Annotated in this window: 18 protein-coding genes and 1 other RNA gene; 14 read left to right on the top strand and 5 right to left on the bottom strand. The window is 68.6% G+C overall.

The genetic code is table 11. The annotated features are described in order from the left end of the window. Nucleotides 1–23: 23 nt before the first annotated feature. An RNA gene (rnpB, locus tag LPB142_RS04695) (RNase P RNA component class A) lies at nt 24–419 on the bottom strand. Nucleotides 420–858: 439 nt separating this feature from the next. Here rnpB and LPB142_RS04690 point away from each other — a divergent pair. Both LPB142_RS04690 and LPB142_RS04685 read left to right on the top strand, forming a co-directional pair. Beyond that, nucleotides 859–2,100, top strand: a complete 1,242-nt coding sequence (locus LPB142_RS04690; RefSeq protein WP_071165666.1) for an aromatic ring-hydroxylating oxygenase subunit alpha — start codon at nt 859–861, stop codon at nt 2,098–2,100. A 3-nt stretch (nt 2,101–2,103) separates the two neighbouring features. Continuing rightward, the gene (locus LPB142_RS04685; protein WP_071165665.1) at nt 2,104–3,174 is read left to right on the top strand and encodes a hybrid-cluster NAD(P)-dependent oxidoreductase; all 1,071 of its coding nucleotides are present in this window, start codon (nt 2,104–2,106) and stop codon (nt 3,172–3,174) included. Between the two features lie 182 nt (nt 3,175–3,356). Here LPB142_RS04685 and LPB142_RS04680 read toward each other — a convergent pair whose 3' ends face one another. Beyond that, nucleotides 3,357–4,049: a metal-dependent hydrolase gene (locus LPB142_RS04680; protein ID WP_071165664.1), complete on the bottom strand. Its 693-nt coding sequence runs from the start codon at nt 4,047–4,049 to the stop codon at nt 3,357–3,359. 111 nt (nt 4,050–4,160) lie between these two features. Here LPB142_RS04680 and gatC point away from each other — a divergent pair, with 111 nt between their 5' ends. Genes gatC through LPB142_RS04660 form a run of 4 tightly spaced genes read left to right on the top strand, consistent with a single transcriptional unit; the run spans nt 4,161 to nt 7,388 of the window. Then, nucleotides 4,161–4,448, top strand: coding sequence for an Asp-tRNA(Asn)/Glu-tRNA(Gln) amidotransferase subunit GatC (gene gatC / locus LPB142_RS04675; protein WP_071165663.1), 288 nt, complete (start codon nt 4,161–4,163; stop codon nt 4,446–4,448). Continuing rightward, the gene (gene gatA / locus LPB142_RS04670) at nt 4,445–5,923 is read left to right on the top strand and encodes an Asp-tRNA(Asn)/Glu-tRNA(Gln) amidotransferase subunit GatA (RefSeq protein ID WP_071165662.1); all 1,479 of its coding nucleotides are present in this window, start codon (nt 4,445–4,447) and stop codon (nt 5,921–5,923) included. Before gatC ends, gatA begins: the two co-directional genes overlap by 4 nt. Nucleotides 5,924–5,935: 12 nt before the next feature. Then, complete coding sequence (locus LPB142_RS04665; RefSeq protein ID WP_068765966.1) at nt 5,936–6,691, top strand: hypothetical protein; 756 nt, start codon at nt 5,936–5,938, stop codon at nt 6,689–6,691. A 4-nt stretch (nt 6,692–6,695) separates the two neighbouring features. Beyond that, nucleotides 6,696–7,388: an N-acetylmuramoyl-L-alanine amidase gene (locus tag LPB142_RS04660; RefSeq protein WP_068765967.1), complete on the top strand. Its 693-nt coding sequence runs from the start codon at nt 6,696–6,698 to the stop codon at nt 7,386–7,388. A 71-nt stretch (nt 7,389–7,459) separates the two neighbouring features. Here the strand turns inward: LPB142_RS04660 and LPB142_RS04655 are convergent, their stop codons facing one another. The 3 genes from LPB142_RS04655 to LPB142_RS04645 form a co-directional block, all read right to left on the bottom strand. Continuing rightward, the gene (locus tag LPB142_RS04655; protein WP_071165661.1) at nt 7,460–9,664 is read right to left on the bottom strand and encodes an NADP-dependent isocitrate dehydrogenase; all 2,205 of its coding nucleotides are present in this window, start codon (nt 9,662–9,664) and stop codon (nt 7,460–7,462) included. 283 nt (nt 9,665–9,947) lie between these two features. Then, nucleotides 9,948–10,316, bottom strand: a complete 369-nt coding sequence (locus LPB142_RS04650; protein WP_197474221.1) for a DsrE family protein — start codon at nt 10,314–10,316, stop codon at nt 9,948–9,950. Continuing rightward, nucleotides 10,316–10,768, bottom strand: a complete 453-nt coding sequence (locus LPB142_RS04645; RefSeq protein ID WP_068765970.1) for a nucleoside deaminase — start codon at nt 10,766–10,768, stop codon at nt 10,316–10,318. Before LPB142_RS04645 ends, LPB142_RS04650 begins: the two co-directional genes overlap by 1 nt. A 138-nt stretch (nt 10,769–10,906) precedes the next feature. On the opposite strand from LPB142_RS04645, the gene LPB142_RS04640 reads away from it, so the two are divergent. The 8 genes from LPB142_RS04640 to dtd all read left to right on the top strand — a co-directional run bounded on the left by LPB142_RS04640 (nt 10,907) and on the right by dtd (nt 18,526). Then, the gene (locus LPB142_RS04640; RefSeq protein WP_232230960.1) at nt 10,907–12,463 is read left to right on the top strand and encodes a pseudouridine synthase; all 1,557 of its coding nucleotides are present in this window, start codon (nt 10,907–10,909) and stop codon (nt 12,461–12,463) included. 83 nt (nt 12,464–12,546) lie between these two features. Continuing rightward, the gene (locus LPB142_RS18945; RefSeq protein WP_156506819.1) at nt 12,547–12,684 is read left to right on the top strand and encodes a hypothetical protein; all 138 of its coding nucleotides are present in this window, start codon (nt 12,547–12,549) and stop codon (nt 12,682–12,684) included. Continuing rightward, entirely contained in the window at nt 12,684–13,598 is a 915-nt protein-coding gene (locus LPB142_RS04635; RefSeq protein WP_068765971.1) for a 5-bromo-4-chloroindolyl phosphate hydrolysis family protein, read from the top strand. Before LPB142_RS18945 ends, LPB142_RS04635 begins: the two co-directional genes overlap by 1 nt. 30 nt (nt 13,599–13,628) lie before the next feature. Further along, a complete protein-coding gene (locus tag LPB142_RS04630; protein WP_071165659.1) occupies nt 13,629–14,798 on the top strand; it encodes a toxic anion resistance protein in 1,170 nt (389 codons plus the stop codon). A 2-nt stretch (nt 14,799–14,800) separates the two neighbouring features. Next, the gene (locus LPB142_RS04625; protein WP_071165658.1) at nt 14,801–15,784 is read left to right on the top strand and encodes a DUF2927 domain-containing protein; all 984 of its coding nucleotides are present in this window, start codon (nt 14,801–14,803) and stop codon (nt 15,782–15,784) included. A gap of 9 nt (nt 15,785–15,793) precedes the next feature. After that, nucleotides 15,794–16,918 carry an SPFH domain-containing protein gene (locus tag LPB142_RS04620; RefSeq protein WP_071165657.1) on the top strand — a complete coding sequence of 375 codons (1,125 nt, stop codon included), beginning with the start codon at nt 15,794–15,796 and terminating at the stop codon, nt 16,916–16,918. 8 nt (nt 16,919–16,926) lie between these two features. Further along, entirely contained in the window at nt 16,927–18,045 is a 1,119-nt protein-coding gene (locus LPB142_RS04615) for a zinc ribbon domain-containing protein (protein ID WP_071165656.1), read from the top strand. A 31-nt stretch (nt 18,046–18,076) separates the two neighbouring features. Continuing rightward, a complete protein-coding gene (gene dtd / locus LPB142_RS04610; protein WP_068765976.1) occupies nt 18,077–18,526 on the top strand; it encodes a D-aminoacyl-tRNA deacylase in 450 nt (149 codons plus the stop codon). Nucleotides 18,527–18,575: the final 49 nt, after the last annotated feature.

The raw sequence follows: 18,575 nt of genomic DNA, 5'->3' as shown, positions 1-18,575 counted from the left end.
CGCAGGCGGGCTCGCAGGAGGATTTGCACGGATGGCCTGTAAGCCGGATTTTGTCCGGGGTTGCCCCCTGGATGACCATTCCTCTGGCCCTGCGGTTGCCCGCAGGATCTAGCCGCCAACCCGGACTGCTCGGGGCGAAGCTCCCCTGCCGCACGCGGCGCGCAGTCCCTATTCGGCGTTGCTCCCGGTGGGGCTTGCCGTGCCGTCCCTGTTGCCAGGTCCGCGGTGGGCTCTTACCCCACCGTTTCACCCTGACCCTGCACAAGGCAGGGCGGTCTGTTCTCTGTGGCGCTTTCCCTGGGGTTGCCCCCGCCGGGCGTTACCCGGCACCGTTGCTTCATGGAGTCCGGACTTTCCTCGACGGCCCAGCTATCCGCAGGTGCAGAGCTATGAGCCGCCGCGGTCATCCAGCCATCCGCGCAGAGCCGCTCATAGGCGCGCGCGCGGCCTTCGTCAACCGCGACGGGGGCGCTGCCCCCTCGGCCCTGCGGGCCTCTCCCCCGGGATATTTCGGCATCATTGAAGGAGGGCCCCCGGGCTTTCAACGATGTTCAAATATCCCGGGGGGCTGCCCGCGAGGGCAGCGGGGGCAGCGCCCCCTCCCCCGCCGCAAGGCAAGTTCTCGCAATGTCTGAATCGCGACGCCGAAGGTCGCATTTGCCGCGCCGCAGCGGTCGCAATTTGGCACAGTGCAGCGATCGGGGCGCCCGCGACACTGCGGGGCAGGGACGCCCGGATCCGCCGCAGGCCCCGCTCGGGGGCCGGGCCCGTCGCGTCCCCCCGCTCCGCCAACCCGGGCGCTTGCCCGTCACCAAGAAACCATCCGCGCGGGGAGGCGCGGGCAGCAGGGGAAAGCCGATGCTGAATGCATCCGAGATCCGCGCGGAACTGGCCGCGCGCCGCAAGAACTACTCGCTGAGCCGGGCGCTCTACTGTGACGAGGGGGTCTATCAGGCCGATCTCGAGCAGATCTTCTACCGCGAGTGGCTGTTTGCCGTTCCGGCCGCCGAACTCCCGAAGACCGGCAGCTTCGCGACGCTGCAGGTCGGCGCCTATCCGGTGATCCTGACGCGCGGCTCGGATGGCACGATCCGGGCGTTCCACAACGTCTGCCGCCACCGCGGCCAGCGGCTGTGCTCGAAGGCTTCGGGCACCTCGCCCAAGCTCGTCTGCCCCTATCACCAGTGGACCTATGAGCTCGACGGCAAGCTGCTCTACGCCCGCGACATGCAGGAAGATTTCGACGCCTCGGCGCATGGGCTCAAGAAGGTGCATTGCGTCGATATCGGCGGGATGGTGTTCATCTGTCTGGCCGAGGTGCCGCCGCCGATCGCCGATCTCGCGAAGACGCTGGGCGCCTATCTCGCGCCCTCGGGGATCAAGACCGCCAAGGTCGCGTTCCAGTCGACGATCGTCGAGAAGGGCAACTGGAAGCTCGTGATCGAGAACAACCGCGAGTGCTATCACTGCGGCGGCTCGCATCCCTCGCTGTGCCGGACCTATTCGGACAATCCGCGGATGACCGCGATGGAAGGCCCGGACGCGGCCAGCCCCGACATTTTGGCGCATTGGGCGCGCTGCGAGGCGGCCGGCCTGCCCTCGCGCTTCATCAACCATCCGAAGATGCAATGGCGTCTGGCGCGGATCCCGCTCCTGAACAACGCCGAGAGCTACACGATGAGCACCAAGGCCGCGGTCACTGGCATGCGGATGGGCGAGATGCCCTTCAACGACGCGGGCTCGCTGCTGTTCTTCCACTACCCGAACACCTGGAACCATTTCCTCGCCGATCATGCGATCGTGTTCCGCGTGCTGCCGCTCTCGGCGACCGAAACGCAGGTCACCACCACCTGGCTCGTGCCGGCGGACGCGGTCGAGGGCAAGGATTACGACCTCAAGACGCTGACCGAGGTCTGGGAGGCGACCAATGACGAGGACCGTCAGGTTGTCGAGGAGAACCAGGCCGGGATCCTGTCGCCCGCTTATGAGCCGGGCCCCTATTCGACGGTTCAGGAAGAGGGCGTGATCCAGTTCGTCGACTGGTATTGCGACACGATGAGCGAACGTCTGGGCGATGCGCCCGCGCTGGCGGCGGAATAACCGATGGCGCGCGTGAACTGGACCGCCGAGCCCTGGCACGAGAGCGAGATGCTCGAATGCGCCATGGTCGTGCCGGAAACCCCCAACACCTCCACCTTCACCTTCCGCGCGCCTTCGGGCGCGTGGTTCGACTACGAGCCGGGGCAGTTCATCACGCTCGACCTGCCGGTGCCGGGCGGGAACGTGCAACGCACCTACACGATCTCCTCGAGCCCTTCGCGGCCCTTGTCGATCTCGCTCACGGTGAAGGCGCAAAGCGACTCGATCGGCACGCGCTGGATGCTCGACCACCTCAAGCCGGGGATGAAGATCCGCGCCTGGGGCCCGGCGGGGATCTTCTCCTTCCGCCGCCACCAGGCCGACAAATATCTCTTCATCTCGGCGGGCTCGGGGATCACCCCGATGATGTCGATGACCACCTGGGCGTGGGATTCGGGCGAGATGCCCGACATCACCTTCGTCCATTCGGCGCGCCGCCCCTCGGAGATCATCTTCCGCGAGCGGCTCGAGCAATTCGCCAACCGCGTGCCGGGGTTGCAGCTGCGCTTCACGGTCGAGAAACCCGACCCGTTCCGCGCCTGGAACGGCTATCAGGGGCGGCTCAACCAGATCATGCTGGGCCTGATGGCGCCCGATTATCTCGAGCGCGAGGTGTTCTGCTGCGGGCCCGAGCCGTTCATGGCCTCGGTGCGCGAGATGCTGATCTCGCTCGGCTATGACATGGAGCGCTACCATCAGGAGAGCTTCGGCCTGGCCGTGGCCTCCGAGGCCGAGGCGCCCGCGCTCGACGATGTGGTGCTCGATGACGCCGCGCGCTCGGAGATCACCTTCACCGCCTCGGGCGTGACGCAAAGCTGCGCCGAGACCGATACCGTGCTCGCGGTCGCCAAACGCGCGGGCCTCAACATCCCCTCGGGCTGCACTTTCGGCCTGTGCGGCACCTGCAAGGTCAAGAAAACCGCCGGCGAGGTCCATATGGTCCATAACGGCGGGATTTCCGACGACGATATCGAGGCAGGCTATATCCTCGCCTGTTGCTCGAACCCGATGGGCAAGGTCTCGGTCGAGATCTGAGCTCAGAGCGGCGCCCCCTCCTTGCTCCCGAGGGGGCGCCGCCCCCGCTGCCTTGCGGCAGCCCCCCGGGATATTTGAACATCATTGAAATGCAGGGGCCCGAAGCCTCCCTTCAACGATGCCCAAATATCCCGGGGGTGAAGGGCCAAAGGCCCGAGGGGGCAGCGCCCCCTGCCCCCCCTTCACAGCTCGAGCGCGACCATCACCTCGGGCTCGATCACCTCGACGCCGGGCAGCCCCGCGACAAGCGCCTCGGCGCTTTGCTCAAGAAGCGGGAAGGTGCGGTAATGGCAGGGGATCACCGTCTTGAAATCGAAGTATTTATGCGCGGCGAAGGCGGCGGTTTTCATATCCATGGTGAAATGCCCGCCGGCGCAGAGGATGCCGATATCGGGGCGGTAGAGCTCGCCCATCCAGCCCATGTCGGCCATCACCGTGGTATCGCCCGAGAGATAGATCACCCGGCCCTCGCCCGCGATCATGTAGCCCGCCTCGGAGCCCGCATAGACCGGGCCCGCCGGCCCGCCGATCGAGGAGCTGTGCGAGGCCGGCACCATGGTGACCCTGGCGCCGGCGAGATCGACGGTGCCGCCGCGGTTGAAGCCCAGCCCCGTGATGCCCTCGGTTTCCTGCCAGAAGCTGATCAGGTCATAGATGCCGACGACGGGGATGCCGAGCTCCTTGGCGATGGCGAGCGTATCGGCGGAATGGTCGCCATGGCCATGGGTGAGCAGGATATGCGTCGCGCCCGCGAGCGCCTTGGCGCGGGCCTCGGGCGGGAACACGGGATTGCCGGTGAGCCAGGGGTCGATAAGCAGCGTCGCGCCCTCGATCTCGAGACGGAAGCCGGAATGGCCGAGCCAGGTGAGTTTCATGTCATCCTCCAGAATTTCCCCTCACAGTAGCGTGGTGCCCGGGCACGGCAAGCGCGCTTGATCCGCGCGGCCTTGGGCGCTAAACCCGGGGCCAGACAAGCGGAGACCCCAATGTCCATTGACATCGATACCGCCCGCAAGGTGGCGCATCTGGCGCGGATTGCCGTGGCCGAGGAAGACCTGCCCAAGCTCGCTGGCCAGCTTTCGGGCATCCTGACCTTCATGGAGCAGCTCAACGAGGTGAACGTGGAGGGCATCGAGCCGATGACCTCGGTCACGCCGATGCGCCTGAAGCGCCGCGTCGACGAGGTGACCGATGGCGGTTACCAGGACAAGATCCTCAAGAACGCCCCCGATGCCCGCGAGGGCTTCTTTGCCGTGCCGAAGGTGGTCGAATGAGCCTGAACAAACTGACGATCGCCGAGGCGCGCGATGCGCTGCGCAAGGGCGATGTGACCGCGGTCGAGATCACCGAAAGCTGCCTCGCGGCGATCGAGGCGGCCGATGTGCTCAACGCGTTCTGCGCCAAGACGCCGGAGACCGCGCGCGCCCAGGCCGCCGCAGCCGATGCCCGGATCCGCGCGGGCGACGCCCCTGCGATGTGCGGTATCCCCCTGGGGATCAAGGATCTTTTCGCGACGAAGGGGGTGGCCACGCAAGCCGCCTCGAAGATCCTTTCGGGGTTCAAGCCGGAATATGAATCGACCGTGACCCAGAATCTGTGGGACGCGGGCGCGGTCATGCTCGGCAAGCTCTCGATGGATGAATTCGCGATGGGCTCGTCGAACGAGACGGCCTGCTACGGCCCGGTGGTGAACCCCTGGAAGATCGACGAGCGCGCGCTCACCCCCGGCGGCTCCTCGGGCGGCTCGGCGGCGGCGGTGGCGGCGGATCTGTGTCTGGCCGCGACCGGCACCGACACCGGCGGCTCGATCCGCCAGCCCGCGGCCTTCACCGGCATCGTCGGGATCAAGCCGACCTATGGGCGCGTCAGCCGCTGGGGCGTGGTGGCCTTTGCCTCCTCGCTCGATCAGGCCGGGCCGATGACCAAGACGGTGCGCGACGCGGCGATCATGCTCGGCGCGATGGCCTCGGTCGACCCGAAGGATTCGACCTCGGCCGAGATCGCAGTGCCCGATTTCGAAGCGGCGCTGACCGGCGATATCCGCGGCAAGAAGATCGGCATCCCGCGGGAATACCGGCTCGAGGGCATGAACGCCGAGATCGCCAGGCTCTGGGATGAGGGCGCGGCGATGCTGAAGGATGCGGGCGCCGAGATCGTCGATATCTCGCTGCCGCATACCAAATACGCGCTGCCGGCCTATTACGTCATCGCCCCGGCGGAGGCCTCGTCGAACCTCGCGCGCTATGATGGCGTGCGCTATGGCCACCGCGCCAAGCTCGGCGCGGGCGATGGCATTGTCGAGATGTATGAAAAGACCCGCGCCGAGGGCTTTGGCCCCGAGGTGCAGCGGCGGATCATGGTCGGCACCTATGTGCTCTCGGCGGGCTTCTACGACGCCTATTACAACCGCGCGCGGCGCGTGCGCGCGCTGATCAAGCGCGATTTCGACGAGGCTTTCGCGGCCGGGATCGACGCGATCCTGACGCCCGCGACGCCCTCCTCGGCCTTTGGTCTGGGCGAGATGCAGGACGCGGACCCGGTCGAGATGTATCTCAACGACGTCTTCACAGTGACGGTGAACCTTGCCGGGCTGCCGGGCGTTTCGGTGCCGGCGGGGCTCGATGCGAAGGGGCTGCCGCTCGGGTTGCAGCTCATCGGGCGGCCCTGGGGCGAGGGCGATCTGCTCAACCAGGCGCTGGTCCTCGAGAAGGCGGTTGGCTTCACGGCCAAGCCCGCGCAATGGTGGTAAGAGGGTAAGCGCATGAAACGTCTCGTTTTTCTCCTGCCGGTTCTGGCGATTGCGGCCTGTGACGGGGGGGTGCCGAATTCCGGCGTCGGTTTTGGCGATTACGAGACCTATCTCAAGCGCGAGGCGGAGCTCGGCGGCAAGCAGGCCGCGCCCGCCGCCATCCCCGCCCCGGCGGCGGTGACCAGCGGGCCGATCAGCGCGACGCCGCCGCTCAACTCGAACGCGCCGCTCTCGGCGCTGGGCACGCCCGCGCCCGCGCCGGTGGCGCCCGCTTTGGGCGAGCAGGCGCTGCCCGTGCCGGTGGCGGCCGGGGCGCCGGTTGCGGGTGTGGCGGGCGCGCCGGGGGCGAGCGATCCGCAGGCGATCGGCGCCGATGCGCTGGCCGCGCTGAACGCCACCGCGCCGGCGGGTGCGGCGCCCGCGCCGGTGTTCGCGGGCGAGAGCGCCACGGCGAGCTCGACTGCGGTTCCGGCGGCGGTTCCGGCGGCCCCCGTGGCCCCGGTGGCCAGCGGCGGCGCGGCGGGGCCGAACCTCGCGGCCTATGCGCTTGCGGCGGGCAACGCGCCCGGTCAATCGGTTTATGAACGCTCCGGCCTGCGGCTGACCTCGCCCGAGAAGGCCTGCGCGAAGTTCACCTCCTCCGATCTGGCGCAGATGGCGTTCCTCGAGAAGGGCGGCCCGGCGAAAGACCCGCTCAACCTCGACCCCGATGGCGATGGCTTCGCCTGTGGCTGGGACCCGCGGCCGTTCCAGGCGGCGCGGCCCTGAGCCGGTGAGCCTGCCCTCGCCCAATTTCGGCCCGCGGCGCGACGGCGCGCGGCCCGAGCTCATCGTGATCCATTACACCGCCATGGCGAGCGCGGCCGAGGCGCGGGCGCGGCTGTGCGACCCGGCGGCGGAGGTATCCGCACATTGGCTGATCGCCGAGGACGGCGCCTGTGAGGCGCTCGTGGCGGAGGAGGCGCGCGCCTGGCATGCGGGCGCGGGCGCCTGGGCCGGGCGCGGCGATGTGAATTCGCGCTCGATCGGGATCGAGCTCGCGAACCCGGGCGACCGGCCCTTCCCCGAGCCGCAGATGGCCGCGCTCGAGGCTCTCTTGCGCGCGATCATGGCGCGCTGGGGGATCGGGCCGGAGGGGGTGATCGCGCATAGCGACATGGCGCCCGAGCGCAAATCCGACCCCGGGCCGCGGTTCGATTGGGCGCGGCTGGCGCGGCAGGGGCTGGCGCTCTGGCCCGAGCCGGGCGCCGCGCCGGGGCCCGAAATCGCGCCCGATCGGGCGGCGTTTGCGGCGCTGGCAAACGCTTTTGGCTACCCCGAGGCGCCCTTCGAGGCGCTGCTCGCGGCGGTGCGGCTGCGGTTCCGGCCGCGTGCGGCGGGGCCGCTCGATGGGCGCGACATGGCGATCATCGCCGAGCTCGCGGCGGCGCATGGCGCCGATGGCGGGCCCTGGCGCGCCTGCTAACCCCTTGAACAGCGCAACAAAAAGCCCCGCCCGGCGAACCGGACGGGGCGCGAATGTCAGCGACCCAAAGCTCAGGCGAAGATCGCGTTGAGCGTCGCCGAGGGGCGCATCACGGCGGCGGTTTTCGCCGCATCACCATGGTAGTAGCCGCCCAGATCCGCGGGCTTGCCCTGCACCGCGGCGAGCTCGGCCAGGATCGCCGCCTCGCCCTCGATCAGCGCCTGCGCGACCGGCGCGAAATGCGCGGCGAGCTCGGCATCCTCGGTCTGCTCGGCGAGCGCCTTGGCCCAGTAGCGCGCGAACCAGTAATGGCTGTCGCGGTTGTCGGGCTGGCCGACCTTGCGGCTCGGGCTGCGGTCCTCGTCGAGGATCCCTTGCGTCGCCACATCCACCGCCTTGCCGAGCACGCGGGCCTTTTCATTGCCCGATTGGTCGGCGAAGAACTGGAAGCTCTCGCCCAGCGCGCAGAACTCGCCCAGGCTGTCCCAGCGCAGGTGGTTTTCCTCGACGAGCTGCTGGACGTGTTTGGGCGCCGAGCCGCCGGCGCCGGTTTCGAACATGCCGCCGCCCTGCATCAGCTTCACGATCGAGAGCATTTTCGCCGAAGTTGCGAGCTCGAGGATCGGGAACAGGTCGGTGAGGTAGTCGCGCAGCACGTTGCCGGTGATCGCGATGGTGTTCTCGCCCTTGGTGATGGTCTCGAGCGAGGCGATGGTGGCTTCGCGCGGGGCCATGATCTCGAACTTGTCGGCGACGCCCTTGGCTTCGAGGATCGGCTTGACCATCTTGATCAGCTCGGCGTCATGGCCGCGCGCGGCGTCGAGCCAGAAGATCGCGCGGTAGCCGGTGGCTTTCTGGCGGTCGATGGCGAGGTTCACCCAGTCTTCGATCGGCGCCTTGCGGGCCGAGGCCGAGCGCCAGATGTCGCCCTTTTCGACCTTGTGGGCATGCAGCACGGTACCGTCGTCGAGGATCATCTTGACGGTGCCGTCGGCGGGGATCTCGAAGGTGGTCGGGTGCGAGCCGTATTCCTCGGCCTTTTGCGCCATCAGACCGATGTTCTGCACGGTGCCGGCGGTGGCCGGGTTGAGCTTGCCATTGGCCTTGAAGAACTCGATCGTGGCGTCATAGACCGGCGCGTAGGAATTGTCCGGGATCACGCAGACGCAGTCATGCTCCTGGTTGTCCGGGCCCCAGCCCTTGCCGCCGGCGCGGATCAGCGCGGGCATCGAGGCGTCGATGATCACGTCCGAGGGGACGTGCAGGTTGGTGATGCCCTTGTCGGAGTTCACCATATACATCGGCGGGCGCTCGGCGGTGACGGCCTCGATCGCGGCCATGATCGCGGCATTGTCCTTCACGCGGGCCAGCAGATCGCCCAGGCCCGAGTTCGGGTTGACGCCGAGCGCGGCCAGTTCGGCGCCGAATTGCGCGAAGACCGGCTTCAGCCAGGCCTTGACCGCATGGCCGAAGATGATCGGGTCGGAGACCTTCATCATCGTCGCCTTCATGTGGATCGAGAACAGCACGCCCTCGGCCTTGGTCTTGGCAATCTCCGCGTCGAGGAAGCTGTCGAGCGCGGCGGCCGACATGAAGGTCGCGTCAACGACGGTGCCCTCGGGGTATTTCACCGCGTCTTTCAGAACGATCTCGCCGTCTGCGGTCTCGAGCACGATCTTCGCGGTCGCGGCCTTGGCCAGCGTCGCCGAGCGCTCGTTCGAGAAGAAATCGCCCCCGTCCATCGCGGCGACGCGGGTCTTGCTGGCCGCCGTCCACTCGCCCATCCGGTGCGGGTTCGACTGCGCGTATTTCTTCACCGCCACCGCGGCGCGACGGTCCGAGTTGCCCTCGCGCAGGACCGGGTTCACCGCCGAGCCCTTGATCGCGTCATAACGCGCGCGGATTTCCTTCTCGGCGTCGGTCGCCGGGGTCTCCGGGTAATCGGGGATCGCATAGCCCTGGCCTTGCAGCTCTTTCACCGCGGCGACGAGCTGGGGCACCGAGGCCGAGATATTCGGCAGCTTGATGACATTGGCTTCGGGTTTCTTGACCCATTCGCCGAGCCAGGCGAGATCGTCGGACTGGCGCTGATCCTCGGTCAGGTTCTCCGGGAAGGTGGCAAGGATCCGGCCCGCGAGCGAGATATCCTTGGTGCCCACATTGATCCCCGCCACGGAGGCAAAGCTCTGGATGATCGGCAGAAGCGACGCCGAGGCCAGCTCGGGCGCTTCGTCTACCTTGGTATACACAATATCGGGCGTGTTCTTGTCAGCCATAACCTGAATGCTCCTCCAGTTTCGGGAAAGTACCGGCGCCAGCCGCGGCGACGAATTCGCCCTAGGCTGTAGCACTCCCCGCGCCCCCGGAAAAGCTCCTATCGCCGTGAAAAAGCGCCGATTCGGCTGTTAGCGCCCAGCATTGCGACGCCCCGAGGGGCCATACCGACAGAATGGATATTTGAGCATCGTTGAAACGAAAACCGCGGCGCCCTTCAACGATGTCGAAATATCCCGGGGGGCAGCCCGCAGGGCCGTGGGGGCGGCGCCCCCTCCCCGCCCGTCAGGGGCGCAGATAGGCGTAGCCCGCGCGTTGCAGCTCGATCACATGGGCCGCGCCCGAGGGCACGACGCGCGCCTGCGGCAAGAGCGGCGGCACCGCGCCTTCGGCCTGCGCAAGGCCATGGAGCGTATTGGCGCAGGCGGAAAAATGCACCGGGCGCCCGGCCAGTTCCGCCACCCGCGCGGCGAAGGGCGTGCGGTCGGCGCGCAGCAGGCTCACCCCGGGGCCGAAGCACACCACCTCGATCACCAGCGCAAAGCCGCGCTCGGCATAATAGCGGGTGAGGTTCGCGGCATTGTTGAGCGCCTGCGCCATCCGCGCCTCCTCGCCCTCGGAAAGCTGGATCACCACCTTGACTGCGCCGTCCATCAGCCCCTCCGTGCTGCGAAGAAATCCTTCAGGAGCCGCTCGGCCGGGGCGGCGCCGATCCCGTCGTAGACCTCGGGGACATGGTGGCATTGCGGATGCGAGAAGATCCGCGGGCCCTGGGCGATGCCGCCTGATTTCGGGTCGGCCGCGCCATAATAGAGGCGCGCGATGCGGGCGTTCGAGAGGGCGGCGGCACACATCGGGCAGGGTTCGAGGGTGACATAGAGATCATGGCCCGGCAGCCGCTCGGAGCCCGCCGCGGCACAGGCGGCGCGCAGTGCGAGGATCTCGGCATGGGCCGTCGGGTCATTGAGCTCGCGGGTGCGGTTGCCGGCGCGCGCCACCACCTGCCCGCCCGGGCCGATCAGCACCGCGCCGACCGGCACCTCGCCGCGCGCGGCGGCCGCCTGCGCCTCTGCGAGCGCGAGATCCATGTAAGAGGTGAAGCTCATACCCTTTCAATGGCCCCGCGCGCCGCGCCGCGCAAGAGGCTTGCGCGACAAGTTACTTGCGAGACTCGGGGCGCGCGCGTATAGAGCGGCCTTTGCGCCCGGTGATCCGCGCGCCCCCTCCCGATGAAGGATAAAATGATGAGTGACACGCCCGCAACGCCGGCCGCCTCGACCGTTCCCCAAACCACCACCGCCGACCGGATCGCCAAGGTCATCGCGCGCTCCGGCGTCGCCTCGCGCCGCGATGCCGAGAAGATGATCCTCGAAGGCCGCGTCACGGTGAACGGCAAGAAGATCACCTCGCCCGCGCTCGACGTTCTGCCCACCGACAAGGTGGTGGTCGACGGCAAGCCGATCGACGCGCCGCAAGAGACCCGCGTCTGGGTCTATTACAAGCCGCTCGGCCTCGTGACGACCGAGAAGGACGAACAGGGCCGGCGCACGATTTTCGACGAGATGCCCGAGGGGATGCCGCGGGTGCTCAATGTCGGGCGGCTCGACCTCAACTCCGAGGGGCTCTTGCTGCTGACCAATGACGGCGGGCTCAAGCGCCGCCTCGAGCTGCCCGAGACCGGCTGGCTGCGCAAATATCGCGTGCGGGTGAACGGCCGGCCGATGGATGATGCGTTCCGGCCGCTGCGCGAGGGGATCGTGATCGACGGCGAGGAATTTTTGCCGATGGAGATCACGCTCGACCGCCAGCAGGGCGCGAATGCCTGGCTGACGGTGGGGCTGCGCGAGGGCAAGAACCGCGAGATCCGCCGCGCGATGACCGAGATCGGGCTGACCGTGAACCGGCTGATCCGGGTGAGCTACGGGCCGTTCCGCCTCAACGAGATGCAGCCGGGCGATGTCATCGAGATCAAGCGCAAGGTGCTGCGCGAGCAGTTGGGTGACCGGCTGCTTTTGGGCGTCGAGGAGGGCCGCAAGTCGCGCTCCGAGCGCGAGGAGGCCGCGAAGGCGGCGCGCGACGCGCGCTTCAGCCGCAGCGATGAGCGCGGCGGCGAACGGGGCGGCGAACGGGGTCCGCGCAAGTTCGGCGACCGGCCCGAGCGCGCCGAGGGCGGCGAGAAACGCGGCTTCGGCAAGCAGCGCGATTTCGGCAAGGCCGAGGGCGGCGAGCGCCCCGAGCGGAAATTCGGCGACCGGCCGGAGCGGAAATTCGGCGCGAAATCGGAAGGGTTCGGGGCGCGCAAGCCGCGCTCGGAGGGCTTCCGCAGCCACAGCGACGAGGAGCGCAAACCGCGCGGCGACAAGCCCTTCGGCGAGCGCAAATTCGGCGACAAGCCGCGTGGCGAACGCTCGTTCGGCGACAAGCCGCGCTCGGATAAGACTTGGGGTGACAAGCCGCGCGGCGAGCGCTCGTTCGGCGACAAGCCGCGCTCGGATAAGACTTGGGGTGACAAGCCGCGCGGCGAGCGCTCGTTCGGCGACAAGCCGCGTTCGGACAAACCCTGGGGCGACAAGCCCCGCGGCGAGCGCTCGTTTGGCGACAAGCCGCGTTCGGACAAACCCTGGGGCGACAAACCCCGTGGCGAGCGCTCGTTCGGCGACAAGCCCGGCTTCAAATCCTCGGGCTTCAAGAGCCATGGCGGCGCGGGCAAGCCCCGTGCGGCCGGGTTCAAGAGCCATGGCGGCGCCCCCGGCGGCGCGCCGCGTGGCCCGAAAGGCCCGCGCGGCCCGAGCCGCGGCTGAGCGCCAAGCCTGACCCAAGGGGGAGCGCGGGGGCAATTTTCCCGCCCTCGCGGCCCCTGCCCCTCTGGCGGCGCGACGTTTGAGTGCCTATTGTCTGTCTCGACGCCGCCCCGGCGGCCCGATCGAAGGACCGGCCCATGTCGCGCAATGCCACGCGCCTGATCGCCTTTTTGCTGCTGCTTGCGCTGACCTTCTCGGTGGCGCTGACGGGGGGGGTGTGATGGCCGAGCGTTTTGGCGGCAAATTCAGCCCCTCCCCCCGCCCCTCTTCCCGAAGCGAGACCGAGAGCCTGCCGGCCGAGCGGCTGCCGCGCGTGCAGCACCGCCAGGAGGGCTGGCCGTTCTGGATCGTGGTGGCGGCACTGCCCTTCGGGGCGGGGGCGTTCGGCGCGGGGCCCGAGGTGCTCGCGCGCTCGCTCGGCGCGCTCGGCGTTCTGGCCTTGGGCGCCTATCTGCTGCGCGAGGGGCTGCGGGCCGAGGCCGCCTATGAGGCGCGCCGCGTGGCCCGCCGGCCGGCCTTTCCGCGCAAGATCTTCGCGGCCGTGCTGATCGGCGCGGGGCTCGCGCTCGGCGCCACCGACCCCGCGATGGGGCTGGCGGGGGCGGCGGTCACCGGGCTGATCGGGCTCGGGCTGACGGTTGCGGCCTTCGGCTTCGACCCGGCGCGCGACAAGGGCATGGAGGGGATCGACCCGATCCAGCAAAACCGGGTGGCGCGCGCCGTCGAGGCGGGCGAGGCGCATCTCGCCGCGATGCGCGAGGCGATCGCGCGGGCGCAGGACGGCCGGCTCGAGACCCGCGTCGCGGCCTTTGCCGAGACGGCGCGGGCGCTCTTTCGCGCGGTCGAGGAAGACCCGGGCGACCTGTCTGCCGCGCGCCGCTACATGGGCGTTTACCTGCAGGGCGCGCGCGATGCGACGGCGCAATTTGCCGATCTCTGGGCGCAGAGCCGCGATTCCAAGGCGCGCGCCGATTACGAGGCGCTGCTCGACGATCTCGAGCGCAATTTCACCGCCCGCACCCGCGATCTGATCGCCAATGGCCGCGAGGGGCTGGAGATCGAGATCGAGGTGCTGCGCGAGCGGCTGGCGCGCGAGGGGCTTGCGCCCGCCGAGACCGAGACCCACAATCCGTAACGAGCCCGCGCGCCGCGCAAGGAGAGAGCGATGACCGACACCACCGTCAACAAGGCCGCCGTGGCGACCGCCGAGATCGAGACCCTGCCCGCGCTTGCGCTGCCGAGCCCGGCGGGCGAGCTGATCGCCCTCGAGACCGCGCCGGCGCCGCAGGCCGAGGCGATCCGGGCGCGGATGGCCGAGATCGACATGGGCGATTCGGGCTCGGTGCTCTATTTCGGGGCGAAGGCGCAGGAGGAATTGCAGGCGATCAGCCAGGCGATGCTGGCCGATGTGCGCAACAAGGAGCTCGGCCCCGCGGGCGACAGCCTGAGCGAGATCGTCACCACGATCCGCGGGTTTTCGGTCAGCGAGCTCGATGTGCGGCGCAAGCAGAGCTGGTGGGAGCGGCTTTTGGGCCGCGCGGCGCCCTTTGCGCAATTCGTGGCGCGGTTCGAGAAGGTGCAGGGCCAGATCGACATGATCACCGAAGACCTGCTCGGCCATGAGACGAAGCTGCTCAAAGATATCAAGGCGCTCGACCATCTCTATGAAAAGACGCTGAATTTCTACGATGAGCTGGCGCTTTACATCGCCGCGGGCGAGGCCAAGCTCGCCGAGCTCGACGCGACCACGATCCCCGCGAAGGAGGCCGAGGTGGCCGGCGCGGAGGAGGCGCGCAAGGTGATCGTGGCGCAGGAGCTGCGCGATCTGCGCGGTGCGCGCGATGATCTCGAGCGGCGGGTGCATGATCTCAAGCTGACCCGTCAGGTGACGATGCAAAGCCTGCCCTCGATCCGGCTGGTGCAGGAAAACGACAAGAGCCTGATCACCAAGATCAATTCGACGCTCGTCAACACGGTGCCGCTGTGGGAGACGCAGCTCGCGCAGGCGGTGACGATCCAGCGCTCGGCCGAAGCCGCGAAGGCGGTCAAGCAGGCCACCGATCTGACCAACGAGCTCCTGACCGCGAATGCGCGGAACCTGCGCGAGGCCAATGCGGCGGTGCGCACCGAGATGGAGCGCGGGGTTTTCGATATCGAGGCGATCAAGACCGCGAACGCGGAGCTGATCGGCACGATCGAGGATAGCCTCAGGATCGCCGATGAGGGCAAGAAGGCGCGGGCCGCGGCCGAGGTCGAGCTGGTCGCCCTCGAGGGCAAGCTGCGCGAGACGCTCGCCGCCGCGCGGGCGCCGCAAGCGAACCGGGGCGCGGCCTGATCATGACCGCGCGCGCGGAGTGGTCCTCTCGCCTGCCCCGTCTCGGAGGGGCGCTTGCGCTGGTGGCGGCGCTGGCGGGCTGCCTCGAGGGCGGGCCGGGCGCGCGCGTGCCCGACAGCGCGCCCGTGGCCACCCCGCGCCCGACGCCCGCGCCCGCGGGGCTCGGCGGCACGCCGCGCGCCCCCGAGAGCGAGGCGATGCAGGCCTATTACGCGCAGGTGCAGGCGACGCTCGAGGGCCAGGGCCTGCTCCGTCAGGATGTCGCGCCGCGCGATGCGCCCTTCGGCACCCGCCAGCTCGTCGACAATTTCATCCATGTCGCGCTGTATGATGAATATGCCAACCGCAACGGCACGTTTGTCGCGAGCCAGCATGCCTCGCGGCTGCGCCGCTGGGAGGGGCCGGTGACGATGTCGATCGAGTTCGGCGCCTCGATCCCGGCCGCGCAGGCCCGCACCGACCGCGCCACGATCACCGCCTTCGCCGGCCAGCTCGCCCGCGCGAGCCATCACCCGATCTCCGTCACCCCCGCGGGCGGCAATTTCGCCGTGCTGGTCCTGAACGAAAACGAGCGCCGCGCGGCGGGCGAGCGGCTGCGCGCGCTGGTGCCGGGGATCGACGCGGCCTCGGTCGCCGCGATCACCGACCTGCCCGCGACCACCTTTTGCGTGGTTTTCGCCTTCTCCGAGGGCAATTCGCCGAGCTATTCGCGCGCGGTCGCGGTGATCCGGGGCGAGCACCCGGAGCTTTTGCGCCGCTCCTGCATCCATGAAGAGCTCTCGCAGGGGCTCGGGCTTGCCAATGATTACCCGCGCGCGCGCCCCTCGATCTTCAACGACGACGAGGAATTCGCCCTGCTCACCCGGCAAGATGAGCTGATGTTGCAAATCCTCTACGACCCGCGCCTGCGCCCCGGCATGACCGAGGCCGAGGCGCGCCCGATCATTGAGACCATCGCGTCCGAGCTTTTGGGCGCCGACAGCTAGGAGATCCGCATGGGCATTCTCGATTTTCTCACCGGCGAATTCATCGATGTCATCGAATGGACCGACGACACCCGCGACACGATGGTGTGGCGCTTCGAGCGCGAGGGCCATGCGATCAAATATGGCGCCAAGCTCACCGTGCGCGAGGGCCAGGCGGCGGTGTTCATCCATGAAGGCCAGCTCGCCGATGTCTTCGCGCCGGGGCTTTATCTCTTGGAAACCAACAACATGCCGGTGCTGACCACGCTCCAGCACTGGGATCACGGGTTCAAGTCGCCGTTCAAATCCGAGATCTATTTCATCAATACGACGCGGTTCAACGACCTGAAATGGGGCACGAAGAACCCGATCATCTGCCGCGACCCGGAGTTCGGGCCGGTGCGGCTGCGGGCGTTTGGCTCCTATGCGATGCGGGTCGGCGACCCGGCTAAATTCATGCAGGAAATCGTCGGCACGGATGGCGAATTCACCGCCGATGAGATCAGCTTCCAGATCCGCAATGTGATCGTGCAGGAGGTCAGCCGGGTGCTGGCGGGGTCGTCGATCCCGGTGCTCGACATGGCGGCGAATACCGCCGATCTGGGCCGGATGATCGCCGGCGCGATCGCGCCCCTGGTCGCGACCTATGGCCTGACGATCCCGGAATTCTATATTGAAAACATCAGCTTGCCGGAGGCCGTCGAGGCGGTTCTGGACAAGCGCACCTCGATGGGGATCGTTGGCGATCTGAGCCGCTATGCACAGTTCAACGCGGCCGAGGCGCTCGGCCAGCCGGGTAGCGCGGCCGCCTCGGGGATGGGCGCTGCGATGGGGATGGGGATGGGCGCCGCGATGGGGGCCGCGATGGGCGGCACCGTCGGGCCTTGGGGGGCCGCGCCCGCCCAAGGCCCTGCCGCCGCGCCGATGGCGCCGCCGCCGCCGCCCGTCGAGAAGGTCTGGCATCTGGCGGTGAACGGCGCGACGCAGGGGCCCTTTGGGCGCGGGCATCTGGGGCGGATGGTCGCCGAGGGCAGCTTCGCGCGGGAGACGCTGGTGTGGTCACCCGGTCAGGACGGCTGGAAGCCCGCCGGCGAGATCGCCGAGCTCGCGCAGCTCTTCACCATCGCGCCGCCGCCCCCGCCGCCGGCGGTTTGAGGCCCGCCATGGCCGCCCCGCGCCGGCCCGAGGCCGAGCATCACTACCCCTGTGCCTCTTGCGGCGCGGACCTGCGCTTCGCGCCGGGCCAGGAGCGGCTTGTGTGCGATTATTGCGGCCATGTGCAGGAGATCCCGCAGGCGGTCAGCCGCGGCGGCACCGGGCTGCAGGAGCTGCCGCTCGCGGCCGCGCTCGGCGCCGATGTGGCATCCTTCGAGACCGAGGAGCATCGCACGCTCCATTGTCCGAATTGTGGCGCTTCCATCGAGATGGACGGGCCCGAACACGCCGTTCAATGTCCGTTTTGTGCAACTCCGGTGGTGACCGATACCGGCGCGAAACGGCTCTTGAAGCCGCAGGGGCTGGTGCCTTTCGCGATCACCGAGGCGGAGGCGCGGGCGGCGCTCGGGCGCTGGCTCGGCAGCCTGTGGTTCGCGCCCTCGGGCTTCGCGCAATATGCCCGCAAGGGGCGGCGGATGACGGGGATCTACACGCCGTTCTGGACCTTCGATGCGGCGACCGAGACGCGCTATTCGGGCGCGCGGGGCGATTACTGGTATGAGACGCGCAGCGTGCAGGTGATGGTCGATGGCCGCGCCGAGACGCGCACCGAAGAGGTCCGCCACACGCGCTGGACGCCGGTCTCGGGGCGGGTCGCGCGGGTCTTTGACGATGTGCTGATCTATGCGGCGCGGTCGCTGCCGCCGGCCTATGTGCAGGGGCTCGCGCCCTGGGATCTCGCGGGGGTGACGGAGTATCGGCCCGATTATCTCGCCGGGTTTTCGGCCGAGGGCTATACGGTCGAGCTGGCCGAGGGGCATCATCTGGCGCAGGCGGAGATGATCCGGGTGATCCAATCCGATGTGCGGCGCGATATTGGCGGCGATGAGCAGCGGATCGGCCATCTCGACCCGAGTTTCGCCGCCGAGACCTTCAAACATATCCTGCTGCCGGTCTGGACCGCGGCCTATAAATACCGCGGGCGGAGCTTTCGGTTCGTGGTCAACGCCCAGACCGGCAAGGTCCAGGGCGACCGGCCTTGGTCGGTGTGGAAGATCGCGACGGCTGTCGTTTTGGCGATCGCGGTTGCCGCTCTGATCGCCTATCTGGGGCCACAGGCGAAGTAATCTCGCCGCAAGAGCCAGCCGAGGAGAGAGAATGCGCGCAGTGATCCAGCGGGTGCGACACGCAGATGTTGTGGTGGACGGGGTGACTCTCGGCAAGATCGGCCAAGGGCTGATGATCCTCGTCTGCGCGATGCAGGGCGATGGCGAGGCCGAGGCGGAGAAGCTCGCGGGGCGGATCGCGAAGCTGCGGATCTTCAAGGACGAGGCGGGCAAGATGAACCGCTCGGTCACCGATGTGGGCGGCGCCTGCCTCGTGGTGAGCCAGTTCACGCTCGCCGCCGATACCTCGCGCGGCAACCGCCCCGGCTTCTCGAGCGCCGCCGCGCCCGAGCTCGGCAAAGAGCTCTACGAGCATTTCTCGGCGAGCCTGCGCGGGCTTGGCCTGCCGGTGGAGACCGGCGAATTTGGCGCGGATATGGCGGTGAGCCTGCTCAATGACGGGCCGATCACGATCTGGATGGATACCGCCGATCGCGCCTGAACCGGGGCCTGAACCGGGGCGGCGGCGAAGAAAACCTTGACTTTCGGGC

It is taken from the genome of Rhodobacter xanthinilyticus (genome assembly GCF_001856665.1).
In the GTDB taxonomy this organism is placed as follows: Bacteria; Pseudomonadota; Alphaproteobacteria; order Rhodobacterales; family Rhodobacteraceae; genus Rhodobacter; species Rhodobacter xanthinilyticus.
The sequence above is the reverse complement of the archived record's forward strand: the minus strand, read 5'-3'. Positions and strand labels throughout refer to the sequence as shown.